The sequence below is a fragment of the Stenotrophomonas sp. YJH_SMC_81 genome, assembly GCF_059370875.1.
This window is the reverse complement of the sequence record NZ_JCAFUB010000008.1, coordinates 22,577-43,811: the sequence shown is the minus strand read 5'-3', so window position 1 is coordinate 43,811 and position 21,235 is coordinate 22,577. Positions and strand designations below refer to the sequence as shown.

General features: G+C 67.2%; 25 protein-coding genes. 13 read left to right on the top strand and 12 right to left on the bottom strand.

The genetic code is table 11. The features are described from left to right. Positions 1 to 3 precede the first annotated feature (3 nt). Together AC5P8U_RS15690 and AC5P8U_RS15685 are read left to right on the top strand one after the other, a co-directional pair. The gene (locus tag AC5P8U_RS15690; RefSeq protein ID WP_072167743.1) at positions 4 to 642 is read left to right on the top strand and encodes an NAD(P)-dependent oxidoreductase; all 639 of its coding nucleotides are present in this window, start codon (positions 4 to 6) and stop codon (positions 640 to 642) included. 65 nt (positions 643 to 707) lie between these two features. Then, positions 708 to 1,619 carry an MBL fold metallo-hydrolase gene (locus tag AC5P8U_RS15685; RefSeq protein ID WP_447897621.1) on the top strand — a complete coding sequence of 304 codons (912 nt, stop codon included), beginning with the start codon at positions 708 to 710 and terminating at the stop codon, positions 1,617 to 1,619. A gap of 294 nt (positions 1,620 to 1,913) precedes the next feature. Here the strand turns inward: AC5P8U_RS15685 and dinB are convergent, their stop codons facing one another. Beyond that, positions 1,914 to 3,008, bottom strand: a complete 1,095-nt coding sequence (gene dinB / locus AC5P8U_RS15680) for a DNA polymerase IV (protein ID WP_088496438.1) — start codon at positions 3,006 to 3,008, stop codon at positions 1,914 to 1,916. Between the two features lie 190 nt (positions 3,009 to 3,198). Between dinB and fabA the strand changes: the two genes are divergently transcribed. Both fabA and fabB read left to right on the top strand, forming a co-directional pair. Further along, positions 3,199 to 3,714 carry a 3-hydroxyacyl-[acyl-carrier-protein] dehydratase FabA gene (gene fabA / locus AC5P8U_RS15675; RefSeq protein WP_005415130.1) on the top strand — a complete coding sequence of 172 codons (516 nt, stop codon included), beginning with the start codon at positions 3,199 to 3,201 and terminating at the stop codon, positions 3,712 to 3,714. Beyond that, on the top strand, positions 3,714 to 4,922 hold the full coding sequence (fabB, locus tag AC5P8U_RS15670) for a beta-ketoacyl-ACP synthase I (protein WP_005415129.1): 1,209 nt from the start codon (positions 3,714 to 3,716) through the stop codon (positions 4,920 to 4,922). Before fabA ends, fabB begins: the two co-directional genes overlap by 1 nt. A 128-nt stretch (positions 4,923 to 5,050) precedes the next feature. Here the strand turns inward: fabB and AC5P8U_RS15665 are convergent, their stop codons facing one another. From AC5P8U_RS15665 to AC5P8U_RS15655, 3 genes are read right to left on the bottom strand one after another with little or no spacing between them, the layout of a single operon-like run. Further along, the gene (locus AC5P8U_RS15665; protein ID WP_072167739.1) at positions 5,051 to 5,734 is read right to left on the bottom strand and encodes an HAD family hydrolase; all 684 of its coding nucleotides are present in this window, start codon (positions 5,732 to 5,734) and stop codon (positions 5,051 to 5,053) included. Then, entirely contained in the window at positions 5,731 to 6,432 is a 702-nt protein-coding gene (locus tag AC5P8U_RS15660; RefSeq protein WP_072167738.1) for a pseudouridine synthase, read from the bottom strand. The genes AC5P8U_RS15665 and AC5P8U_RS15660 overlap by 4 nt, the downstream gene beginning before the upstream one ends. After that, the gene (locus tag AC5P8U_RS15655; protein WP_072167737.1) at positions 6,429 to 7,493 is read right to left on the bottom strand and encodes a class I SAM-dependent methyltransferase; all 1,065 of its coding nucleotides are present in this window, start codon (positions 7,491 to 7,493) and stop codon (positions 6,429 to 6,431) included. The genes AC5P8U_RS15660 and AC5P8U_RS15655 overlap by 4 nt, the downstream gene beginning before the upstream one ends. A gap of 157 nt (positions 7,494 to 7,650) precedes the next feature. Here AC5P8U_RS15655 and AC5P8U_RS15650 point away from each other — a divergent pair, with 157 nt between their 5' ends. Beyond that, positions 7,651 to 7,914, top strand: coding sequence for a hypothetical protein (locus AC5P8U_RS15650; protein WP_005415125.1), 264 nt, complete (start codon positions 7,651 to 7,653; stop codon positions 7,912 to 7,914). 70 nt (positions 7,915 to 7,984) lie between these two features. Here AC5P8U_RS15650 and AC5P8U_RS15645 read toward each other — a convergent pair whose 3' ends face one another. Both AC5P8U_RS15645 and AC5P8U_RS15640 read right to left on the bottom strand, forming a co-directional pair. Continuing rightward, positions 7,985 to 8,278 (bottom strand): DUF3247 family protein, encoded by a 294-nt coding sequence (locus AC5P8U_RS15645; RefSeq protein ID WP_019660923.1) that lies wholly within the window; start codon positions 8,276 to 8,278, stop codon positions 7,985 to 7,987. 43 nt (positions 8,279 to 8,321) lie between these two features. Beyond that, a complete protein-coding gene (locus AC5P8U_RS15640; protein ID WP_005415123.1) occupies positions 8,322 to 10,310 on the bottom strand; it encodes a hybrid sensor histidine kinase/response regulator in 1,989 nt (662 codons plus the stop codon). 244 nt (positions 10,311 to 10,554) lie between these two features. Here AC5P8U_RS15640 and AC5P8U_RS15635 point away from each other — a divergent pair, with 244 nt between their 5' ends. After that, on the top strand, positions 10,555 to 11,118 hold the full coding sequence (locus AC5P8U_RS15635; protein ID WP_188241538.1) for a DUF3016 domain-containing protein: 564 nt from the start codon (positions 10,555 to 10,557) through the stop codon (positions 11,116 to 11,118). A 95-nt stretch (positions 11,119 to 11,213) separates the two neighbouring features. On the opposite strand, the gene alr is transcribed toward AC5P8U_RS15635, so the two are convergent. Both alr and AC5P8U_RS15625 read right to left on the bottom strand, forming a co-directional pair. Further along, positions 11,214 to 12,281, bottom strand: a complete 1,068-nt coding sequence (gene alr, locus AC5P8U_RS15630) for an alanine racemase (protein WP_188241539.1) — start codon at positions 12,279 to 12,281, stop codon at positions 11,214 to 11,216. Further along, on the bottom strand, positions 12,260 to 13,564 hold the full coding sequence (locus tag AC5P8U_RS15625) for a D-amino acid dehydrogenase (protein WP_447897573.1): 1,305 nt from the start codon (positions 13,562 to 13,564) through the stop codon (positions 12,260 to 12,262). The genes alr and AC5P8U_RS15625 overlap by 22 nt, the downstream gene beginning before the upstream one ends. 149 nt (positions 13,565 to 13,713) lie before the next feature. Here AC5P8U_RS15625 and AC5P8U_RS15620 point away from each other — a divergent pair, with 149 nt between their 5' ends. Beyond that, the gene (locus AC5P8U_RS15620; RefSeq protein ID WP_005407919.1) at positions 13,714 to 14,193 is read left to right on the top strand and encodes an Lrp/AsnC ligand binding domain-containing protein; all 480 of its coding nucleotides are present in this window, start codon (positions 13,714 to 13,716) and stop codon (positions 14,191 to 14,193) included. 111 nt (positions 14,194 to 14,304) lie between these two features. On the opposite strand, the gene AC5P8U_RS15615 is transcribed toward AC5P8U_RS15620, so the two are convergent. Together AC5P8U_RS15615 and AC5P8U_RS15610 are read right to left on the bottom strand one after the other, a co-directional pair. Then, the gene (locus AC5P8U_RS15615; RefSeq protein ID WP_072167733.1) at positions 14,305 to 14,484 is read right to left on the bottom strand and encodes a lana protein; all 180 of its coding nucleotides are present in this window, start codon (positions 14,482 to 14,484) and stop codon (positions 14,305 to 14,307) included. 143 nt (positions 14,485 to 14,627) lie between these two features. Then, complete coding sequence (locus AC5P8U_RS15610) at positions 14,628 to 14,999, bottom strand: classical arabinogalactan protein 4 (protein ID WP_447896996.1); 372 nt, start codon at positions 14,997 to 14,999, stop codon at positions 14,628 to 14,630. A gap of 140 nt (positions 15,000 to 15,139) precedes the next feature. Between AC5P8U_RS15610 and msrB the strand changes: the two genes are divergently transcribed. From msrB to AC5P8U_RS15585, 5 genes are all read left to right on the top strand, one after another. Next, a complete protein-coding gene (msrB, locus tag AC5P8U_RS15605) occupies positions 15,140 to 15,607 on the top strand; it encodes a peptide-methionine (R)-S-oxide reductase MsrB (RefSeq protein WP_005415117.1) in 468 nt (155 codons plus the stop codon). Positions 15,608 to 15,698: 91 nt separating this feature from the next. Then, a complete protein-coding gene (motA, locus tag AC5P8U_RS15600) occupies positions 15,699 to 16,553 on the top strand; it encodes a flagellar motor stator protein MotA (protein ID WP_005407915.1) in 855 nt (284 codons plus the stop codon). Between the two features lie 3 nt (positions 16,554 to 16,556). Next, complete coding sequence (gene motB / locus AC5P8U_RS15595) at positions 16,557 to 17,495, top strand: flagellar motor protein MotB (protein ID WP_447896997.1); 939 nt, start codon at positions 16,557 to 16,559, stop codon at positions 17,493 to 17,495. Between the two features lie 95 nt (positions 17,496 to 17,590). Next, on the top strand, positions 17,591 to 18,085 hold the full coding sequence (locus AC5P8U_RS15590; protein ID WP_072167729.1) for a hypothetical protein: 495 nt from the start codon (positions 17,591 to 17,593) through the stop codon (positions 18,083 to 18,085). A 13-nt stretch (positions 18,086 to 18,098) separates the two neighbouring features. Beyond that, the gene (locus AC5P8U_RS15585; protein WP_061478631.1) at positions 18,099 to 18,374 is read left to right on the top strand and encodes a DUF4031 domain-containing protein; all 276 of its coding nucleotides are present in this window, start codon (positions 18,099 to 18,101) and stop codon (positions 18,372 to 18,374) included. A 70-nt stretch (positions 18,375 to 18,444) separates the two neighbouring features. On the opposite strand, the gene AC5P8U_RS15580 is transcribed toward AC5P8U_RS15585, so the two are convergent. Further along, positions 18,445 to 18,987, bottom strand: a complete 543-nt coding sequence (locus AC5P8U_RS15580) for a DUF6630 family protein (RefSeq protein ID WP_061478630.1) — start codon at positions 18,985 to 18,987, stop codon at positions 18,445 to 18,447. A gap of 90 nt (positions 18,988 to 19,077) precedes the next feature. On the opposite strand from AC5P8U_RS15580, the gene AC5P8U_RS15575 reads away from it, so the two are divergent. Beyond that, positions 19,078 to 19,326, top strand: coding sequence for a DUF3297 family protein (locus AC5P8U_RS15575; protein ID WP_005415112.1), 249 nt, complete (start codon positions 19,078 to 19,080; stop codon positions 19,324 to 19,326). Between the two features lie 147 nt (positions 19,327 to 19,473). Here the strand turns inward: AC5P8U_RS15575 and AC5P8U_RS15570 are convergent, their stop codons facing one another. Continuing rightward, the gene (locus tag AC5P8U_RS15570) at positions 19,474 to 21,123 is read right to left on the bottom strand and encodes a Na+/H+ antiporter (protein WP_005415111.1); all 1,650 of its coding nucleotides are present in this window, start codon (positions 21,121 to 21,123) and stop codon (positions 19,474 to 19,476) included. Between the last annotated feature and the right edge of the window lie 112 nt (positions 21,124 to 21,235).

Sequence of the window (21,235 nt, the reverse complement as noted above, 5' to 3'; positions counted from 1 at the left end):
GCCATGAAGATCGCCCTCGTTGGTTCCACCGGCAACATCGGCCGCCAGATCGCCCGCCACGCGCTGGCCCACGGCCACGAACTCACCGTCATCGTGCGCAGCGCGCAGGACCTTCCGGCCGAACTGGCCGGTGCCCATCCGGTGATCGCCTCGCTGGATGACCAGGACGCGCTGGTCGCCGCCATCGCTGGCCACGACGTGCTGGCCAGCGCCTACGGCCCGCGTCCGGGCGATGACATCGGCCGCGTGGGCGAGATCGCCGCGCAGCTGGCGGCCGCCGCGCGCAAGGCCGGCGTACCGCGCCTGATGGTGGTGGGTGGCGCCGGCAGCCTGGAAGTCGCGCCGGGCGTGCAGCTGGTCGATACCCCCAACTTCCCGGAAGCCTACAAGCCGTACGCGCTGGCCCATCGTGAAGCCTTCAATCGCCTGCAGGCAGTGGACGACCTGGACTGGACCTTCTTCTCGCCGGCCGCCGAAATCGGCCCGGGCGAAGAGCGCGGCCAGTACCGTGTGCAGCCCAAGGCCTTCCTGGCCGACGCCAGCGGCCACAGCCGCATCAGTTATGCCGACTACGGCGCCGCGTTCGTCGCCGAGCTGGAAGCGCACCAGTACCCGAAGCAGATCATCACGGCCGCGTACTGATCGACGCGCGAGCCCTGTAGGGCCAAGCCCACGCTCGGCTCCCTATCCGACACAAGGAATTCCCCATGCGTACCGCTGCCCTGCTGCTTCCCCTCGCCCTGGCCGCCACGTTCACCAGTGCGCCGCTGCTGGCCGCACCGGCCACCGCGGCGCCGACCACCGCGACGAAATCACGACTGCACCTGCAGACCTTCCATCCCGGCCCGCAGGCGATGTTCTCGGTATCCTCGGTGCTGATCGAAGGGCGCCACGACGCGATCCTGGTCGATGCACAGTTTGGTGCCAGCGACGCGCGCAAGCTGGTCGAACGGATCCGTGCCAGTGGCAAGCAGCTGACCACGATCTACATCAGCCACGGCGATCCGGACTACTACTTCGGCCTGGCCACCCTGCAGGATGCCTTCCCGCAGGCACGCATCGTCGCCACTGCGCAGACCGTCGCCCACATCCAGCAGACCCAGGCCGGCAAGCTGGCCTACTGGGGACCGAAAATGGGCGCCGACGTGCCGGCACGCATCGTGGTGCCGCAGGTACTGGACGGCGATGCCCTGCAGCTGGAAGGCCAGCGCCTGCCACTGATCGGCCTGGATGGCCCGACCCCGGACCGCACGGTGCTGTGGGTACCGTCGCTGCGCGCGATCGTTGGCGGCATTCCGGTGGTGGCCGGTGAGCACGTGTGGATGGCCGACACGCAGACGACGAAGTCGCACGCTGACTGGCTGCAGACCCTGCAGCGGTTGCAGGCACTGAAGCCGAAGGTGGTGGTACCGGGGCATTACGCGCCGGGTGCGGCGCTGGATGCCAGTGCGCTGCGCTTCACTGCGGACTACATCCGCGCGTTCGACGCCGAGGCGGCAAAGGCCAAGGACAGCGCGGCACTGGTGAAGGCGATGCAGGCGCGCTATCCGAAGCTGGACGGCGTGGCGTCGCTGGAGCTGAGTGCGAAGGTGGCCAAGGGCGAGATGCAGTGGCCATGAGGTGGGGAGTTTTCTTTTGCAGGGCTGCGCCCTGCACCTGCAGAGGCAACAGCAACAGCTGGCTATCGGTGGGAAGGCGAGGTGGGTCCGGTTGCGGGGGGCGCTGCAAGTACGTCCATGTAAGCTCGGTCGCCGCATCCATGCGGCTCACGCCCCCGCAACCGGACCCACCCCGCCTTCGACAGTTTCCCGCTATCTGTCGGAACCTGCTGCTGATGGTGGGTGCCGACCGTTGGTCGGCACGGGGTCAGAGCCCGTTGCTGCGCAACGGGCTCTGACCCCACTATTTGATGATTAGGTATCTGTGGGATTGTTCATGTCGTGCTCGAACAACTCCCCCTGCACCACCGGTTCCTTTTCGCGGAAGCCACCCAGCCCGACACCCACCAGCCGATAGCGCGTCTCCGCCGGCAGGTCGACGCGGGCGCGCAGGGCCAGTGCGATGTCGCGCAGTTCTTCCATCGACTCCGGCGGACGTTCCGGGGTGAAGCTGCGGGTGAGAATGCGGAACTGCGCGGTTTTCAACTTCAGCACCACGGTATGGCCGACACGCTCGGTCTTGCGGGTCGCCTTCCAGGTCTTCTCTGCCAGCTGCACGATGGCCTCGGTCAGGTCTTCCAGCAGCAGGTCTTCGGCGAACGTGTCCTCCGAGGAAATCGACTGCACCTGCTGGTCCGGTTCCACCGGCCGCTCGTCGATGCCGCGTGCGCGGTTGTACAGGCTGCGGCCGAAACTGCCGAACGCTTCTTCCAGATCGATCAGTGCCCACTGCCGCAGGTCGCCGCAGGTGGCGATGCCGCGCGCGGCCAGCTTGCCTTCCATCACCTTGCCGACGCCAGGCACCCGGCTCACCGGCAACGGCAGCAGGAAGGCGTCCACCCGCTGCGGCGGAATCACGAACTGGCCATCGGGCTTGCGCCAGTCCGAGGCGATCTTGGCCAGGAACTTGTTCGGCGCGATCCCGGCTGAAGCAGTCAGGTTGGTCTCCTCACGGATCTGCATGCGGATGGTACGGGCGATGTCGGTCGCCAGTTCGATGCCGCTCTTCGGCTCGGTCACGTCCAGGTAGGCTTCATCCAGCGACAATGGCTCAACCAGGTCGGTGTGGCGCAGGAAGATCTCGCGCACCTGGCGTGACACCGCCTTGTAACGTGCGAAGTCGGGCGGCACGAAGATCGCATCCGGGCACAGGCGTTCGGCCCGCACTGCCGGCATGGCCGAACGCACACCGAACACGCGTGCCTCGTACGATGCCGCGCACACCACCGAGCGTGCGCCGCGCCATGCCACAACCACCGGCTTGCCGCGCAGTGACGGATCGTCGCGCTGCTCCACCGACGCGTAGAACGCGTCCATGTCAACGTGGATGATCTTGCGCAGTCGGGTCATGTCAGGTGGAAAAGGCGGGGCCGGGCCGGGTGGGCCACACGCCGAAGTATGGTCGTTGCACATCAACAGGATGCGCGTATTCCCTTGAAAACACTACGGTTGCGTACGGTTGAAATGTTTGATCGGCGCAGTTTCCACGGGCATTCTCGGGCGCTTGTTTCCCTGTTCTCCGCTTCCAGGATTGTGCTTCATGACCCGTCTCCACGCGTTCAACCGCGAACAGCTGCTGGCCAGCGCACGCGGTGAACTGTTCGGCACCGCCGCCGGCCGTTTGCCCAACGACCCGATGCTGATGTTCGACCGCATCACCGACATCCGAGAGGACGGCGGACCGCATGGCAAGGGCATGGTACGCGCCGAACTGGATATCCGCCCGGACCTGTGGTTCTTCGGCTGCCACTTCATCGGCGACCCGGTGATGCCAGGCTGCCTGGGCCTGGATGCCATGTGGCAGCTGACCGGCTTCTTCCTGACCTGGCTGGGTGCACCCGGCAAGGGCCGCGCGCTGGGCTGTGGCGAGGTGAAGTTCACCGGCCAGGTATTGCCGGACGCCAAGCTCGTACGCTACGAGATCGACATCAGCCGGGTCATCAACCGCAAGCTGGTGATGGCCCAGTCGGACGCCCGCATGTACGTGGACGACCGCGAAATCTACAGCGCGCGCGACCTGCGCGTCGGCCTGTTCACCGAAACCGGGAGCTTCTGATGCGTCGCGTCGTCATCACCGGCATGGGCATCACGTCCTGCCTCGGCAATGATCTGGATACCGTTTCGGCCGCGCTGCGTGAGGGACGCTCGGGCATCACCGCCCTGGCCGACCACGCCGAAGCAGGCCTGCGCAGCCAGGTCGGTGGCCGCGTCGACCTCGACCTGGACGCCTTGATCGACCGCAAGCAGAAGCGCTTCATGAGCGACGCGGCGGCCTTCGCCTACCTGGCCATGCGCGATGCCATCGCCGATGCCGGGCTCAGCCCCGAGCAGGTCAGCAGCCTGCGCACCGGCCTGATCGCCGGTTCCGGTGGCGGCTCCAGCGAATGGCAGATCGGTGCCGTCGACCTGCTGCGCGAACGTGGCGTGCGCAAGGTCGGCCCATACATGGTGCCGCGCACGATGTGCTCGACGGTCTCGGCCTGCCTGGCCACGGCCTACCAGATCAAGGGCGTCAGCTACTCGCTGTCGGCTGCCTGCGCGACCTCGGCGCATTGCATCGGCGCCGCTGCGGACATGATCCGGCACGGTGCGCAGGACATCATGTTCGCCGGCGGTGGCGAAGACCTGCACTGGTCGATGAGCGTGATGTTCGACGCGATGGGTGCCCTGTCGACCAGCTTCAACGAAACCCCGGCCAGTGCCTCGCGCCCGTACGACAAGGACCGCGACGGCTTCGTCATTGCCGGTGGTGGCGGCATGCTGGTGCTGGAGGATTACGACCACGCCGTCGCACGCGGTGCCCACATCCATGCCGAGCTGATCGGCTATGGCGTCACCTCCGACGGTGCCGACATGGTGGCGCCCTCCGGTGAAGGTGCGGTGCGCTGCATGAAGATGGCGCTGCAGGGTGTCGATCGCCCGCTGGACTACCTGAACACCCACGGCACCTCGACCCCGCTTGGCGATGTCACCGAGCTCAACGCGATCCGCGAAGTGTTCGGCGATGCGGTGCCGCCGCTGTCTTCGACCAAGGCGTTGTCCGGGCACTCGCTCGGTGCAGCCAGCGTGCACGAGGCGATCTACTGCCTGCTGATGATGCGCGATGGCTTCGTTGCCGGTTCGGCCAACATCGGCGAGCTGGACCCGAAGGTGGAGAGCTTCCCGATCCTGCGCGAGAGCCGCGAGCAGAAACTGGATACGGTGATGTCCAACAGCTTCGGCTTCGGTGGCACCAACGCCGCGCTGGTGTTCGGGCGGGTGTGATGGGGACGGGCGTGCCGACCAACGGTCGGCACCCACCCAAGGATGTAGAGCCGAGCCATGCTCGGCTCTGTGCCAACCAAGGTTGGCACCTACCGGGGCACTGGGCCGACCAACGGTCGGCACCCACCTTACTTCGGCAGCAACGGCAGCAGCAGCGCGTGCGCGTCCACCAGGGATCCAACGATGCGGTGGCCCAGAGCACGCAGCTCTTCATCCGGATGCACCAGGTCCGGCACCTGGATCACGGTCATGCCAGCCGCCAGCGCCGCGCGCGTACCGGCCGGTGAATCCTCCAGCGCCAGGCAACGCCCGGGCACCTGCCCCAATCGCTGCGCGGCCAGCAGGTAGATATCCGGCGCCGGCTTCGGCCGCGCCACGTCGCCACTGGTGATCACCGCATCGAAATACGGCAGCAGGCCAGCAGCGGCCAGCTTGCGGTTGGCCCGCGGCTGCCGCGTGGTGGTGGCCACCGCCCGCGGTACCGCGTGCACTTTCAGCAGCTCCAGCAGTTCCAGGATGCCCGGACGCAACGGCAACCCGGTCTGTGTGCGTGCCTCATAGAGGTCGTGGCAACGTGCGGCCACCGCATCGATCACGCTGTCCTCGATGCCCTGCGCGCGCAGCAGCGCGTGCGAATCGCGGTCGCCGAGGCCGACCATGCGCAGGAACACCGCCTCGTCCAGGCCCAGCCCGAATTCATCGGCGGCCTGGCCCCAGCAGGCCAGCGAGACACGCTCGCTGTCGATCATCAGGCCGTCCATGTCAAAGATGACGGCGTCGGGAAGAAACGGCAGCGCAGCGATGGGGGTCATGGAGCGAACAGCGTATCCAGGTCGGTAGGGGTGAGCTGCCGCCATTGCCCTTCGTCCAGCCCCTGCAGGTCCAGCCCGCCGACGCGGCTGCGGTGCAGGGCCTGCACGTGGTTGCCGGTGGCGGCGAACATGCGGCGTACCTGATGGTAGCGGCCTTCGTGCAGCACCAGCCGCGCACGGCGCGCATCCAGCACTTCCAGTTCAGCCGGCAGCAGGGGCGTCTTCTCCGATTCCAGCATCAGCGTGCCGCTGGCGAACAGCGCCACCTCGTCGCCGCGCAGGTCCTCGCTCAACTCGACCTCATAGACTTTCGGCAGCTTCGACTTCGGCGAGATGATCCGGTGCAGCAGGCCACCATCGTCGGTCAGCAACAGCAGGCCACTGGTCTCGCGGTCGAGGCGGCCGACCGTGGACAGCACCGGATCGCGGTCACGGAAGCGCGGCGGCAGCAGGTCGTAGATCAGGCGCCCGGTGTCCTTGGTCGAACAGGTGTAGCCGGCCGGCTTGTGCAGCGCGATCGACAGCCCCGGCGGTGGGTCCAGCGGCTCGCCATCGACCCGGATGGCGTCATGCGGCACCTGGTCGTCGGCATACAGCACCTCGCCGTCGGCGTCGGTGACGCGGCCTTCGCGGAACATCCATTGCACCTGCTTGCGGCTGCCATAGCCCAGGTTGGCGATGTGCTTGACCAGCTTCACTTGCCCTTCCCCTTCACGGCTTCCACCAGCTTGAAACCGTCGCGCTCGGCGACCACGCGCACCGCGCCGAAGCTGTCGTTGAGGGTGTGCTCGTAAGGCAGGTGGCGGTTGGCCACCACGTACAGGCGCCCGCCCGGGCGCAACGCCTGCGCAGCCACGGCGATGAAGCGCTGGCCGATGTCCGGGCGGTCAGCGCGCGAAGGCGTGTGGAACGGCGGGTTGCTGATGATGACGTCGTAGCCCGGCTCGATGCCGGCGGTGACGTCCTGCCACAGGAAACGCAGCGGCAGCGGTCGCGGCGGCGGCGCCAGATTGAGCTCGGCCAGTGCCAGCGCGCGCTGCTCGGCCTCGTACAGGTCCAGCGCGGTGATCTTCGGGCAGCGTTCCAGAAGTTCGCGCGACAGATAGCCGTAGCCCGCGCCGAGGTCGGCGGCGCGTCCGGCCAGGTCGGCCGGCAGGTGCTCGGCCAGCAGCGCCGACGCCGGATCGATGCGATCCCAGGCGAACACGCCCGGGCGGCTGAGGAAGCGACCGCCCACGATCGGGCGCACCGCATCCAGCGCCGACCAGCGCTTGGCCAGGTCAACGTCGTGCCGGCCCTGCAGCGGGGCGGTCCAGTACACGCGGCAGTGGTTCTTGGTCAGGCAGCCACCGAGGCCGGCCAACTGCTTGAGGTCGCCCTCGCCCGAACGCGCACCTTCGTTGTTGGACTGGCAGGCAACGATGCGGCCGCCATCGGCGACCAGCGCCAGCGCACGGGCGAACAGCGCACGGGCTTCTTCGCGCTGGCGCGGCGGCAGCACCAGCACCAACGGGTAGCGGCCCTTGCCGGCCGCGTCATCCAGCTGGCCGCTGACGGTCCAGCCGGCAGCCTGCTGCAGCGGTTGCGCGAACGGGGCGAAGCTCTGTTCGCAGTGCACCTCGCGGTTGCCGGCCACTTCGCGCAATGGCCAGCCATCGCGGGCACGCAGGAAAGCCACCGGGCCCTCCGGCCAGCGCAGGGCGCCTTGGGAGAACGGCAGGAGCAGGGTCTGCAGGGGGGCGTCGTCGCTGGAGGCCATCGGCGCGGGTACTTCAAGCGTGAGGGCCGTCCATTGTACCGGCTTGGCCGGGCCGGCCCCGGCGGCCCGCTTTGCGAAACCCGAACGGGGCCTTGATCCGCCAGAAACATTGAAACGTTCAGGGTAGAGGCTCCCCCGGAAACCCAGGAGAACCTGCATGCGAGCCTTGTTCGTCGGTGGCGTGGTCGACAACAGTGAAATGGACCTGGAAGGCAGCCATCCGCCCGTGCACTACCCCGAGGACACCGGCGGCGGCCACTCGCGCTACCGGCTGCATCAGATCGGTCATGGTGCCGACGGCAGCGTTGCCTACGCCGTCTATGGGGCACCGGACCTGGCCGATGACGAGGTGGCGAGGGTTGCAGAGGAGCGTGCGTACGCACGCCGATTCGAGGCGACGCCGACGTTGTTCGAGCACTGACACATCCGTAGCGCCCGAGCCCACGCTCGGGCGGCGGCAGAGCCGAGCGTGGGCTCGGCTCTACACCGGATCAAGGCGCCTTGGGTGGCAGGCGGTTGATACTGGCGATTTCATCCAGCCACACATGGTGCTGCTGCACCGGCGTGTCGTAGTCATCCAGGCGCAACTGGCCGTTGCTGCCTTCATCACCAGCGGCGTTGCGGTATTGCTGCACAGTTGGCCTCACCGCCACCGTGCCGAGCAGGCGGCGGCCATCGTGCAGAATCAGTTCCACCTGCGTTTCGCCATCCAGCTGCGGCAGCAGGGCTTCCAGGCGCGCGATCTGCGCCGGATCGGTGTGGATACGTGGAGCTATACGGGACATCGGCGACCTCCTGATTGCAGGGTCGCCGATCGGCCGTGAATGTTCAGTGCAGCGCGCTGTCCGCGCGCGGCACCTGCACCTTGCGCACGGCAGCCACCAGCTGCGCTACCGAGTACGGCTTGGCCACATGCTCCTGGAAGCCCGAGGCCAGCGCGCGGCGACGGTCGTCGGCACGCGCCAGTGCAGTCACCGCCACCGCAGGCAAGGTCGCCGCATCCACGCCCATGTCCTCGCGCAAGGTGCGCACCAGCCCATAGCCATCCATGCCCGGCATGCCGATGTCGGTCAGCAGCACGTGGTATTGCAGGTGGCCGGTGTCGGCCAGCAGTGCCAGCGCTTCGCCGGCCGAACTGGCCGCAGACACGCTGGCGCCCTGCTCTTCCAGCATGCGCCGCAAGTACTCCAGCACTTCCGGCTGGTCTTCCACCGCCAGCACATGCATGCCGCGCAGCGGATACGGCTCGACGATCACCGGCTCCAGGATCGGCCCGCTGATCACTTCACGCAGCGGCCGCCGTTCGGCATCGGGAACATGCTGGGGCAGGCGCACGGTGAAGGTCGCGCCGTGGCCGTGGCCCTCGCTGGCCGCAGTGACCGTGCCACCATGCAGTTCGACCAGCTGCTGCACGATCGCAAGGCCCAGGCCCAGGCCGCCATGGCGGCGGGTGGTGGTGCCGTCGGCCTGGCGGAAGCGGCTGAACAGATGATTGAGGAATTCGGGTGCGATGCCATCACCGCTGTCACGCACGGTGATCTCCCAGTAGTTGCCGTCGGCCCGCAGCTGCAGGTCGATGCGGCCTTCAGCCGGGGTGAACTTGATCGCGTTCGAGAGCAGGTTCCAGAACACCTGCTGCAGGCGCGTGGCATCGCCCAGCACCAGGCTGGGTTGCGTGGGCAGCTGCAGGTGCACGTCCAGCGCCTTGCCTTCGGCCACCAGTTCCTGCGCGCCGATCGCCTCACCCAGCACCGCGCACAGGTCCAGCACTTCCACCTCCAGCTGCACCTTGCCCAGCAGCATGCTGCTGAGGTCGAGCATGTCCGAGATCAGCCGCTTCTGCGCACCGGCGCTGTTGGCGATCACGTTCAGGCCCTTGTACAGCGGACTGGTGTTGTCCACTCGCTGCAGAAGCAATTCGCTCCAGCCGAGGATGGTAGTCAACGGCGTACGCAGCTCATGCGACAGCGTGGCCAGGAATTCATCCTTCAGCCGCGCCATGTTTTCCGCAGCACTGCGCGCGGCACGCTCGGACTGCAGCAGTTCCTCGCGGGCCAGCTCGATCTCGCGGCGTTCGGTCACGTCCGGGCTGCTGCCGGCCAGGCCGATGAAGCGGCCCATGCGCGAGAAGCGCGGGCGGGCGTTCATCTCCAGCCAGCGCCACTGGCCATCGGCACGGCGTGCGCGCACCAGCGCATGCATCGAGCGCTGCGCCTTCAATGCTTCCTGCAGTTCGTACTCGAAGACCGATGCGTCGTCCGGATGCACCAGGCCGCGCCAGACGTCCTCCGGCACGCGCGTCTCGTCACCGCCGAAGAACTCGCTGAAGGCACTGTTGACGAAACGGGCATGGCCGCGCTCGTCCAAGACCCACACCGGCATCGGCAGGCCGTCGGCCAGCGCACTGAAGCGGGCTTCGCTTTCGCCCAGCTCCACTTCCATCTGCTTGCGTGCGGTGATGTCGAAGAACAGGATGCCGACCTTGTCCTCGCCCGGCCGGCCCACGCGCACCGCATCCACCGCGAACGAGCGGCCCAGCGCACGCGCCTCCATCTCGAACTGGGCCGGGCGGCCGCTGCGTGCGACCTCGCCATAGATGCGGAACCAGTCCTGCTCATGGCCGGGCTCCAGCGCCGTCATGCGCTTTCCACGCGCATCCTTCAGCCCGGTGTGGCGCTCGAAGGCATCGTTGACCTCGATGAAGCGGTAGTCGACCGCACGATCACCCTCGAACAGCACCTGGATCACGCAGAAACCGGCGTTGATGCGCTCAAGCACGCCATGATGCAGGTCGGGTTCGGGCGCCGGCACCGTCATCGGTGGGCGCTCCACAAGGGGCGGCAGTGTGGACAAGGGTGTCTGTGCAGGCCAGGTTGGAGGCACAGCATCTTCCAAAGGGCGTATTCACAGCGTCAAGCGCCGTCAGTCATGGTTGACGTCGATGAATTGGCGGCAACCGCTCTTGCAGACGACGCATGCGGCCATTGCCGATACCGGGAAGCAGGATCACACTCGATCTGTGATCAACATCGCCCCCATCGAGGGGACGCAGGAGAGCGTGATGAAACACTCACTCGCGATTGCCCTGTTGGCAGGCGCCCTGGCGGCGGGCGGCGCCAGCGCGGCCCCGCGCACCGTGACCGACCCGGAAGCTCCCCGCGCATTGCGGGCCGATGGCCCGGTCAGCGTGAAGTGGGACGATCCGGCCCAATTCACCGAGATCCGCCAGAGTACCAACCGCTTCGAAGCCGAGCGTGGCGACTGGGTGCAGCAGCTGGCACGCTACCTGCAGACCGCTGCCGCCAAACCGCTGCAACCGGGACAGACGCTTGATGTGACCCTGGTCGACATCAAGCGCGCCGGTGACTACGAGCCGTGGCACGGCCCGCGCGGCCGCGACATCCGGATCATGCGCGACATCTACCCACCGCGGATCAGCCTGCAGTACACGCTGAAGGACGCCAGCGGCCGCATCATCAGCGAGGGCGACGCGCGCCTGAGCGATACCGGCTACCTGCACAACATCGGCCTGAAGAGCGACAGCGATCCACTGCGCTACGAAAAGCACCTGATCGACGACTGGGTGAAGCGGCAGCTGACAGCGCAGGCCACCGCAGCACGGTAGGCCGTAGGCCCATCGGCAGGTGTCTACCTTGGCCGACACGCATTCACAGCGCCGACCAGGGTCGGCCGCTACGGAAGCCGAGCGTGCGCTCGGCTCTACACGTACACCTTCGCCACGCGCTTGACCGCGCACGGCAGCTGGTAGGCACTGACGCCACAGCGCGGCGCCAGCTCCGACAGCTTCGGCGCGGAACCCCACAGCTCCACCACGCTGCCGATGCCGGCCTGCGGATGCGCGGTCAGGTCCACCGTCAACATGTCCATCGACACGCGCCCGATCAGCCCGCCGGGCTGGCCGTCGATCAGCACCGGGGTGCCGTTCGGGGCGAACTGCGGGTAACCGTCGGCATAGCCAAGCGCGACCACGCCCACGCGGGTGCGCGCCTTGGCCACGAAGCGCGCGCCATATCCCACCGGTTCACCGGCTTCAATCCAGCGATCGGCGATCACCTTGGACTGCATCGTCATCACCGGGCGCAGTCGCGCGGTCAACGCGGTGTCATCCGGCAGCGGGTTGGCGCCGTACAGCATCAGGCCCGGGCGCACCCAATCGCTGCGCACCTCCGGCCAGCCCAGCAGCGCCGGCGAGTTGCACACGCTGGTCTCGCCCTCCAATCCATCAATGGCGCGCGCGAAGGTTGCGGCCTGCTCGCGGGTGCGCTCGCTGTCCAGTTCGTCGGCACGTGCCAGGTGGGTCATCAGCACGATGCGCTCGACCTGCGGCAGCGCCGACAGGCGTGCATGCGCCGCGCGGAAGCTGTCCACGTCCAGGCCGAGGCGGTGCATGCCGCTGTCCAGCTTCAGCCACACCGTCAACGGGCGCGGGCTGTCGAACGCCGCCAGTGCCTCCACTTGCCACGGCGAACCGACGGCGAACCAGAAGTCATGCTCGGCCACCAGCGCCATGTCGCTGGGCTCGAAGATGCCTTCCAGCAGCAGGATCGGCGCACGGATGCCGGCCTTGCGCAGCTCCAGTGCCTCTTCGATGGTGGCCACGCCGAATCCATCGGCCTCGCCCTCCAGCGCCTGCGCACAGCGCACCGCGCCATGCCCATAGGCATCGGCCTTGATGATCGCCAGGGCCTTGCCACCGCCCAGTTCACGGGCGAGCCGGTAGTTGCTGCGCAGGGCGTCCAGATCGATCAGCGCGCGGGCAGGACGCATGTGCGGTTCTCGAGTTGCGGCGCGTGACCGTACTGGCCGTAGCGGAAAATATCCAGGCCTTCGGTGCTGATCTGCGGCTGTCGCGCGCTCATCAGGTCGGCCAGGTAGCGGCCTGAGCCGCAGGCCATGGTCCAGCCCAGCGTGCCGTGTCCGGTGTTGAGGTACAGGTTGCGGAACGGCGTGGCGCCGATCACCGGCGTACCGTCCGGCGTAGCCGGGCGCAGGCCGGTCCAGAACTGCGCGCGCGACAGGTCGCCGCCCTTCGGATAGAGATCCCTGACCACCAGTTCCAGGGTCTCGCGGCGGCGCTGCGACAGCGACAGGTCGAAGCCGGCCACTTCGGCCATGCCACCGACACGGATGCGGTCGTCGAAGCGGGTCACCGCCACCTTGTAGCTCTCATCGAGGATGGTCGAGGTCGGCGCCATCGCCGGGTCGGTGATCGGCAGGGTCAGCGAATAGCCCTTCAGCGGGTACACCGGCAGGCGCATGCCCAGCGGTGCAACCAGCGCTGGCGAGTAGCTGCCAAGCGCAACCACGAAGCGGTCGGCGGTTTCCAGCTTGCCGTCGATGCGCACGCCGGTAATGCGGTCGCCATCGAATTCCAGGCCGGTGATGTCCTGGTCGAAGCGGAATTCGACGCCGGCATCCACGCACATCTGCGCCAGGCGGCGGGTGAACAGCTGGCAGTCGCCGGTCTGGTCACGCGGCAGGCGCAGCGCGCCGACCAGGCCATCGACGTGGGCCAGGGCCGGTTCGGCCTGGATGATGCCGGCCCGGTCCAGCACCTCGTACGGCACGCCGTACTGGGCCAGGATCTCGATGTCCTGCGCCGAGGCATCCAGCTGCTGCTGGGTGCGGAACAACTGGGTGGTGCCCAGGTCGCGGCCTTCGAATTCGATGCCGATCTGCGCGCGCAGCTCGTTCAGGCAGTCGCGGCTGTACTCGGACATGCGCACCATGCGCGCCTTGTTGATCGCATAACGCTCGTGGGTACAGTTGAGCAGCATCTGCCACAGCCAGCGGTACTGGGCCAGGTCCATGCCCGGCTTGATCGCCAGCGGCGCGTGTTTCTCGAACAGCCAGCCGATCGCCTTCTTCGGCACGCCCGGCGCCGCCCACGGCGAGGTGTAGCCGAACGACAGCTGGCCGGCATTGGCGAAGCTGGTCTCCAGCGCTGGGCCGGGCTGGCGGTCGATGACCGTGACTTCAAACCCGGCCTGTCGCAGGTACCAGGCACTGGTAGTGCCGATCACGCCGCTGCCGAGAACTAGGACTCGCATGGGACTTCTCCAACCCGATCATTCCCTGCACTGGAGCGTGCCGGGGCCATAATTGGGGAAGTATAGACAGCCAATACCAGTTGATTTGCCTGAATTGAAATCAACCGGCAGGATGTTCTCCTGCAATTCATTCCCCAAGGTTGACGGCCATGGCCACCCGTACCCGCGAACTGGACAAGATCGACCGCAAGATCCTGCGCATCCTGCAGGCCGAAGGCCGCATCTCCTTCACCGAGCTGGGCGAGCGGGTCGGCCTGTCGACCACCCCGTGCACCGAGCGGGTACGCCGCCTGGAACGCGAAGGGGTAATCACCGGCTATCACGCCCACCTCGACCCGGCCGCGGTGAAGGCCAGCCTGCTGGTGTTCGTGGAGATCAGCCTGGCCTACAAGTCCGGCGACATCTTCGAGGAATTCCGCCGCGCCGCGCTGAAGCTGCCCAACGTGCTGGAATGCCACCTGGTGTCGGGCGACTTCGATTACCTGCTGAAAGCACGGATCAGTGAAATGGCTTCCTACCGCAAGCTGCTCGGCAGCACGTTGCTGACACTGCCGCATGTACGTGAGTCGAAGAGCTACATCGTGATGGAAGAGGTGAAGGAGACGCTGAGCCTGCCGATTCCGGATTGAAGCTGGGAACCGGTTGGGGTCAGAGCCCGCTGCGCGGGATCCGACCCCGGTCGGCATCTGGCAAGGGGTCGGATCCCGCGCAGCGGGCTCTGACCCCGGTCATGGCGACAGTCAGCGCTGCTGCGGATGCTTCTGCGAGCGCTGTTCCTGCTGCTTGCCGCCCTTGTGCGGCGGCTGCGGCTCCATCTGCTGTTGTTGCTGTTGCTGCTGCGGGTTACGGCCCTGCGGTTCCTTGCCGGGATGACGGTTCTGCTGGTTTTTCATGGTCGCGATCCAGTGGACGAAGGACATGCGGCGGCGGAATGCCGGCGCAGGGCCACGGTGGTCCCGCAACGGTTAATCGCAGGCGAAAAAGCAGTGATCGGCTGGATGCTGTTTTCGTGCGTTCAGCCCGCTCAGCGTCAGCCAGCAGCAAACCCTGGTGGCACCAGGGCTCAGCGCTTGATCTGCTGCCCGTCGCCGGCCGGCACGCTGTCGTAGTAGCGGCCGGTGCGCGAATCGAACACGCGGTTCGGGCCGGCCGGGCGCACGCCGGGAACAATGCGGCCATTGCGGTCATAGACCTTGTCGGCCGGCTTCGGTACCGGTGCCGGCGCGACCCGGGCCGGACCGGTGGACTTGATCGGCTGCACCGGCTGCGGCGACGGCAGCACCTGCGGTTGCGGGCGAGCGGCCTGTGGCGGTGGTGCCACGGGCTGCGGCGCCACGGTGGTCGCGCTGCGGGTCGCAGTCGGGTCGGCGGTCGCCACCTGCGCCAGCGCGACGATGGGCAACAGGGCCAGCAGCAGGGGAAGGATTGGTTTCATGGCACGCTCCGGCGTGGATCGCGTTCACCTTGCGCCCGCCCCTGTGTGCCGCCCATGAACGGCCATCACACTTGCAAGGTTGCGCTTTCACCCCCACGTTTTCCGCCATCCCCAGGCCATCGACCCCACGGAGCGCCGCCATGACCGCCTTCGACCTGACGCCCCCCACTGCCACCCAGACCGAGGCGCTGATCGCTGGCCTCAGCAGCGAGGAGCGCCGCGTGCTGCTGCAGCACGGCACCGAGGCGCCGTTCTGCGGCGTGTTCCTCGACAACAAGCGCGAGGGGGTCTACTGCTGCAGGCTGTGCGCGCTGCCACTGTTCCGCTCCAGCACCAAGTTCGATTCCGGCACCGGCTGGCCCAGCTTCTTTGCCCCGTTCGACCCGGCGCACGTGCGCGAGATCCGTGATACCAGCCACGGCATGGTGCGCACCGAGATCACCTGCGCGCGCTGCGGCAGCCACCTGGGCCACGTGTTCCCGGATGGTCCGCCGCCCACCTACGAGCGCCACTGCCTGAACTCCGTCTCACTTTCGTTCACCGGCAATGGCGAGCCCTGGCCCGATCCGTTGCAGCGTGGCGGCGCAGAAAGCGGCGTGGCGGGCTGAAACACCCCGCTGACCGATTTCACAGAATTCCCTCTTCAGAAAACCGGGCGACGGGCCGACAAGGAGATATCCCCTCTCCTTGCGTCGCCCCATGCTCATCATCGTTGGATTCCTGGTCGTCATCATCAGCGTGATCGGGGGCTACCTCGGTGCCCACGGCCGCCTGGGTGCCCTCTGGCAGCCCTATGAGCTGGTCATCATCGGCGGCGCCGCGCTCGGCGCCTTCCTGGTCGGTACCCCGGCCAAGACGGTCAAGCAGACCCTGCAGGCCATGGTGGGTGTGTTCAAGGGCCCGCGCTACAAGCAGCAGGACTACATCGATGTGCTCAGCCTGCTCTATGAACTGCTCAACAAGGCCCGCCGCGAAGGCTTCATGGCGTTGGAAGACCATGTCGAGCGCCCGGCCGAAAGCGCGCTGTTCGGCAACTACCCCAAGGTGCAGGCCGACCACCACCTGATCGACTTCATCACCGACTGCCTGCGCCTGATGATCGGCAGCAACATCGAGCCGCATGAGCTGGAGCCGCTGCTGGAACTGGAGCTGGAAAAGCACCACGCCGAGGCCATGGCGCCCTCACAGGTGCTGACCAAGGTCGCCGACGGGCTGCCCGGTTTCGGCATCGTGGCCGCGGTGCTGGGCATCGTCATCACCATGGGCTCGATCGGTGGCGACATCGTCGAGGTCGGTGGCCACGTGGCCGGTGCGCTGGTCGGCACCTTCCTCGGCATCCTGCTGGGCTACGGCTTCGTCGGCCCGATGGCAGCCGCGATGGAAGCGCGCGCCGAGCAGGACAGCCGCATCTACGAATCGGTCAAGACCGCCCTGCTGGCCTGCCTGCGCGGTTACAACCCGAAGATCGCGCTGGAGTTCGCCCGCAAGACGCTGCCGTCGAACGTGCGCCCGGCCTTCTCCGATTTCGAGCAGCACCTGAAGACGGTCAAGTAAGCCATGGCCGAGACCAAGCCCACCGTCATCGTCCGCCGGGTCAGGAAGGCCGGCCACGCCGCCCATCATGGTGGTTCGTGGAAGGTGGCCTATGCCGACTTCGTGACCGCGATGATGGCGTTCTTCCTGGTGCTGTGGCTGATGGCCACCACCAACAAGAACGACCGTGCGGCCATTTCCGAGTACTTCCGCAACCCCAGCCCGTTGAGCGGTCAGAGCGCCACGCCGGCGCCCGGCATGGCCGGCCCGGGCGGCGCCAGCACCTCGATGATCAAGCTGGGCGGTGCCACCGACATTTCGCGTGGCAACAGCAACGACCCCTTCCAGAACCAGAAGGAAGCGGTACCGCAGCCGGTGGACCAGCAGCAGCGCGACAAGCAGCAGCTGGAAGCACTGATGAAGGAGCTGCAGGAAGCGATCAGCAGGAGCCAGGCCCTGGAGCCGTTCAAGGACCAGCTGCTGCTGGACCTGACCCCGGAGGGCCTGCGCATCCAGATCGTGGACAAGCAGAACCGGCCGATGTTCGACCTCGGCAGCGCCACGCTGAAACCGTACACGCAGCAGATCCTGCACGAGCTGGCCAACTACCTGAACCACGTGCCGAACCGGATCAGCCTGACCGGCCACACCGACATCACCGCCTATTCGGCTGCACGTGGCTACGGCAACTGGGAACTGAGCGCCGATCGTGCCAATGCCGCCCGCCGCGCGCTGGTGGACGGCGGCCTGGAGGACAACAAGATCACCCGCGTGGTCGGCCTGTCTTCATCGGTGCTGTTCGACAGGGCCGACCCGCAGAACCCGGTCAACCGCCGCATCAGCATCGTGGTGATGACCCAGGCCGCCGAAGCGGCCGCGCTGGCGGGTGCCGGCCCTCAGGTGGGGCTGTCGGCGCCTGCCGCTGACCCCGACGTGCAGGCCGCGCAGGGGCCGGCAAAGTAAACGGCAGGTGCGGACCCTGGTCCGCACCTGCCAGGGGCATCACCCCGCACACCCGCTACAATGGTGGTCTTTCCGTTTTCAGGTGACCCCACCCCATGTCCCAGTCCTCCAAGGCCAAGCGTGACAAGCGCAAGAAGCAGCAGGGCAAGCGCCCGTTCCTCCGCCTGAACGCGCAGCAGCAGGTGCAGAACCATGCCGTGCTGACCAACGAAGACGGCCAGGTGGTGGCGGCCATCGGCCTGCAGGGCCGTGAATGGCTGCTGGCCATCGGCGGCCAGACCATGGGCAACGCCGAGAACCCGGTGCCGATGCTGGCCATGCTCAAGCACCTGGCCAACGTGCAGGAGAAGGAAGGCCGCAAGGTCAACCTGGAGTACTCCGAACTGCTGCAGAAGCTGCTGGACACCCTGGCCGCCGAATCCGGCCAGACCGCTGACGAGTACCTGGACAAGCTGGTGTCCGAGTTCGAGACCGTGGAAGCCGAAGAAGGCGAAGAAGCCGCTGAGGCCGCCGAAGGCGATGTGGTTGAAGCTGCTGCCGACGCCGAGGCCACCCCGGCCGCTGACAGCGACAGCAAGCCGCAGGCCTGAACCGGCCGCGGCGGTGACGGTCTACGTCGATGACGCGGTGCATCCCTGGCGCGGACAGCGCTGGGCGCACCTGATGGCCGACACCCTGGCCGAGCTGCACGCGATGGCGGCGCAGCTCGGCATCCCCCCGCGGGCCTTCCAGAACAAGGCCAGCGGTGCCCATTACGATGTCACGGTCGAGCTCCGCGCGCAGGCGATCGCGCTTGGCGCGCGAGCGATTTCCCGGCACACCGAGCGCGAACTGGTCAAGGCGGTGATCGCCAACGCCCGGGCGCAATACCGGCCATAGGCTCGGCTGCTGTTCGCGGACTGCAGCCGAGCGCGGGCTCGGCTCTACATGCGCAGCGCTGCCTGCCCGCTCAGAACGGGTCGCTGCCCAGCCGGATTTCCACGTTCAGCAGCGAGCACAGCGCCAGCATCGCGTCGTCGTCACGGGTCAGCGCCATCACGCCGGTGAAGCCGTCGCTGCCGGCATCCACGCTCCACAGCGTGTAGTTGTGCTCGCGCAGGCGGTCGAAGGCGGTGGCCATCAGCTGCACGCCGTCCAGGCCTTCGGCAAAGTCCTCGTCGTCCAGGTCGCCACCCCAGTCCAGCTGCAGGTTGAAGCGCGCCGACAGCTCGTTGACCGCCGACTGCAGCGATTCCAGGTCGTCGCGCTCCACATCGAAACCGGACTGCCAGGCGATGGCGGTGAACAGCGCCGGCAGCCAGTCGCTGTCCGCTTCCAGCGGCTGCCCGTCCTCGGACAGGTGCTCGCGCCAGCGGTTGAACTGCTGCAGGGCCAACTCTTCGTCGCCCGGGTTGATCAGCACCAGCAGGTTCCAGACCCGCGCCTCGAATCCATCCTCGTCGAAGTCGTGGATGTCTTCCTCGAAGTCGAAATAGTCGCTGTTGTCGGGCATGGCGGAACGTCCTCTGGGGCAGGCCGGCATTCTACGGTTTATCCTGTGCCGCTGAAGCCGGCCTTGGTGGCCGTCACTGTGAATGAAGCGATGAGCGATACCCCTCCCGACCACCTGGCGATCAACCCGGCCAGCCCCTTCCATGATGCGCAGGCGCTGGAGCGCGGCGTCGGCGTGCGTTTCAACGACGTCGAGCGCGACAACGTCGAGGAATATTCGGTCAGCGAAGGCTGGATCCGCGTGCAGGCCGGCAAGGCCCGCGACCGCCGTGGCAACCCGATGACGATCAAGGTCAAGGGCAAGGTCGAGGTGTATTTCCTGGACCAGAAGCCGGAATAACCGGCACCGGCATGTAGAGCCGAGCCTGTGCTCGGCTGCTTTTCGTTCCGGGTTCATGACGCCTGAAGCAAGCGCAGCCGAGCATGGGCTCGGCTCTACATGCAGGGCGGAATCCGCGTCAGCGTCTGCAACGCCCGGTCCCAGGCGTCATTCGCGCTTGCGCGATTCCAGCAGGTCCAGGTTGCGGATCAGGCGCCGCGAGATCTCATCGGAGATCACCCCGCGCCGGGTCAACCGGAACAGTTCCTCGCGCTCGGCATTGAGGCCGGCGCTGCGCAGCTGGCGGTACCCCAGCTCCATGCGCCGCACCTTCTCCGGGTCCACGTCGGGCCCATCGTTGTCCTTCTCCAGGTGCCGCTGGTACAGCAGGCTCACCCGCGAGGCAGCGTCGTTGTACAGCTGCACGTTCTCGGTGTTCTGGTTCATCACCAGCTGCTGGCGCATGCGCTCGACCCCGGCCAGCGCGGCCTTTGACGACAGCCGGCGTGCCAGGTCCTCTTCCTTGCGCTCGCCCGAATCGGCCGGCAGCTGCAGGCCCTTCAGCAGCTGCGGCAGCGCCACGCTGGCGCCGACCAGCGAGAACAGGATCACCGCCGCGGCCAGGAAGATCACCAGGTCGCGCGCCGGGAACGCGCTGCCATCAGGCAGGAACAACGGCAGGGTCAGCACGCCGGCCAGGGTGATCGCGCCGCGCACGCCGGCCACCGAGGTCGCCACCACAATGCGCCAGTTCGGTGCCTCGCCGCGTTCCAGGCCTCGGCGGCGTGCACGCAGCAGGTTCCAGCGCAGCGACAACCATACCCACAGCAGGCGCAACAGGATCAGCGCCAGGTTGATCACCACCACGTACACCAGCAGCCACCATGCACTCTGGTGGCCGGACTCGTTCATGGTGGTGGTGGCGCGCTCGACGATGCCGGGCAGCTGCTCGCCCAGCAGCACGAACATGATGCCGTTGAAGCTGAACTGCAGCATGTTCCAGACGCCCGCGCGCTGTACGCGCATGCTGCCGGAGACACGGCCGGTCAGCTCGACGTAGCTCATCGCGATGCCGGCCGCCACGGCAGCGAGGATGCCCGAGGCATGGATCTCTTCGGCCAGCAGATAGGCCGCGAACGGGATCAGCAGGTTGACCAGCATCGCCGCACCCGGTTCCTCGCCGAAGCGGCGCCACAGCCAGCGCTGGAAGGTGGAGACACCGAGGGTGACCGCCACGCCCACCGCAAGGCCGGCCACCGCCACCCACAGGAAGGTCAGCGAGGCCGTGGCCAGCGAGAAGGAACCGGTCATCACCGCCGCCACCGCGAAGCGGAAGCAGACCAGGCCGGACGCATCGTTGAGCAGCGACTCGCCTTCCAGGATGTGCATCAGTCGCTTGGGAATCGGTGCCTTGGAAGCGATCGCGCCGACCGCCACCGGATCGGTCGGCGAGACGATGGCCGCCAGCGCAAAGCACACCGCCAGCGGCATCACCGGAATCATCCAGTGGATCAGCAGGCCGGCACCGATGACGGTGAACACCACCAGGCCGAAAGCCAGTTCGAGGATCGCGCCCTTGTCGCGGAACAGGCCCTGCTTGGGGATGCGCCAGCCATCAAGGAACAGCAGCGGCGGCAGGAACAGCAGGAAGAACACTTCCGGCTCCAGCGCGTGGCCGCGGTTGAACACCCCGGCGATGACCGCGCCCAGGCCGATCTGCACCAGCGGCAGCGGCAACGAGAACGGGAGGACGCGAACCAGGTAGCCGCTGGCGACAACGGCCACCAGCATCGCCAGGACGACTTCAATGGTATGCATGCTTCTTCCAGGAAGCGGCGCGCGGGGAGGCTCGAAGGCCAGCGCCGGAAACCCGGAAAAAACTACCACATGCGGCCATGAGCGCGACGGCCGGGGCGGTCGCGCGTCAGCC

Coding starts and splice junctions, on each gene's coding strand:
- AC5P8U_RS15645 (WP_019660923.1), bottom strand. CDS start 8,278: ATGTCCCGTATAGCTCCACGTATCCACACCGATCCGGCGCAGATCGCG.
- AC5P8U_RS15690 (WP_072167743.1), top strand. CDS start 4: ATGAAGATCGCCCTCGTTGGTTCCACCGGCAACATCGGCCGCCAGATC.
- motA (WP_005407915.1), top strand. CDS start 15,699: ATGCTCATCATCGTTGGATTCCTGGTCGTCATCATCAGCGTGATCGGG.
- dinB (WP_088496438.1), bottom strand. CDS start 3,008: ATGACCCGACTGCGCAAGATCATCCACGTTGACATGGACGCGTTCTAC.
- alr (WP_188241539.1), bottom strand. CDS start 12,281: ATGCGTCCTGCCCGCGCGCTGATCGATCTGGACGCCCTGCGCAGCAAC.
- AC5P8U_RS15665 (WP_072167739.1), bottom strand. CDS start 5,734: ATGACCCCCATCGCTGCGCTGCCGTTTCTTCCCGACGCCGTCATCTTT.
- AC5P8U_RS15620 (WP_005407919.1), top strand. CDS start 13,714: ATGGCCACCCGTACCCGCGAACTGGACAAGATCGACCGCAAGATCCTG.
- AC5P8U_RS15590 (WP_072167729.1), top strand. CDS start 17,591: ATGTCCCAGTCCTCCAAGGCCAAGCGTGACAAGCGCAAGAAGCAGCAG.
- AC5P8U_RS15575 (WP_005415112.1), top strand. CDS start 19,078: ATGAGCGATACCCCTCCCGACCACCTGGCGATCAACCCGGCCAGCCCC.
- msrB (WP_005415117.1), top strand. CDS start 15,140: ATGACCGCCTTCGACCTGACGCCCCCCACTGCCACCCAGACCGAGGCG.
- AC5P8U_RS15615 (WP_072167733.1), bottom strand. CDS start 14,484: ATGTCCTTCGTCCACTGGATCGCGACCATGAAAAACCAGCAGAACCGT.
- AC5P8U_RS15685 (WP_447897621.1), top strand. CDS start 708: ATGCGTACCGCTGCCCTGCTGCTTCCCCTCGCCCTGGCCGCCACGTTC.
- fabB (WP_005415129.1), top strand. CDS start 3,714: ATGCGTCGCGTCGTCATCACCGGCATGGGCATCACGTCCTGCCTCGGC.
- fabA (WP_005415130.1), top strand. CDS start 3,199: ATGACCCGTCTCCACGCGTTCAACCGCGAACAGCTGCTGGCCAGCGCA.
- AC5P8U_RS15625 (WP_447897573.1), bottom strand. CDS start 13,564: ATGCGAGTCCTAGTTCTCGGCAGCGGCGTGATCGGCACTACCAGTGCC.
- motB (WP_447896997.1), top strand. CDS start 16,557: ATGGCCGAGACCAAGCCCACCGTCATCGTCCGCCGGGTCAGGAAGGCC.
- AC5P8U_RS15580 (WP_061478630.1), bottom strand. CDS start 18,987: ATGCCCGACAACAGCGACTATTTCGACTTCGAGGAAGACATCCACGAC.
- AC5P8U_RS15650 (WP_005415125.1), top strand. CDS start 7,651: ATGCGAGCCTTGTTCGTCGGTGGCGTGGTCGACAACAGTGAAATGGAC.
- AC5P8U_RS15570 (WP_005415111.1), bottom strand. CDS start 21,123: ATGCATACCATTGAAGTCGTCCTGGCGATGCTGGTGGCCGTTGTCGCC.
- AC5P8U_RS15635 (WP_188241538.1), top strand. CDS start 10,555: ATGAAACACTCACTCGCGATTGCCCTGTTGGCAGGCGCCCTGGCGGCG.
- AC5P8U_RS15610 (WP_447896996.1), bottom strand. CDS start 14,999: ATGAAACCAATCCTTCCCCTGCTGCTGGCCCTGTTGCCCATCGTCGCG.
- AC5P8U_RS15655 (WP_072167737.1), bottom strand. CDS start 7,493: ATGGCCTCCAGCGACGACGCCCCCCTGCAGACCCTGCTCCTGCCGTTC.
- AC5P8U_RS15640 (WP_005415123.1), bottom strand. CDS start 10,310: ATGACGGTGCCGGCGCCCGAACCCGACCTGCATCATGGCGTGCTTGAG.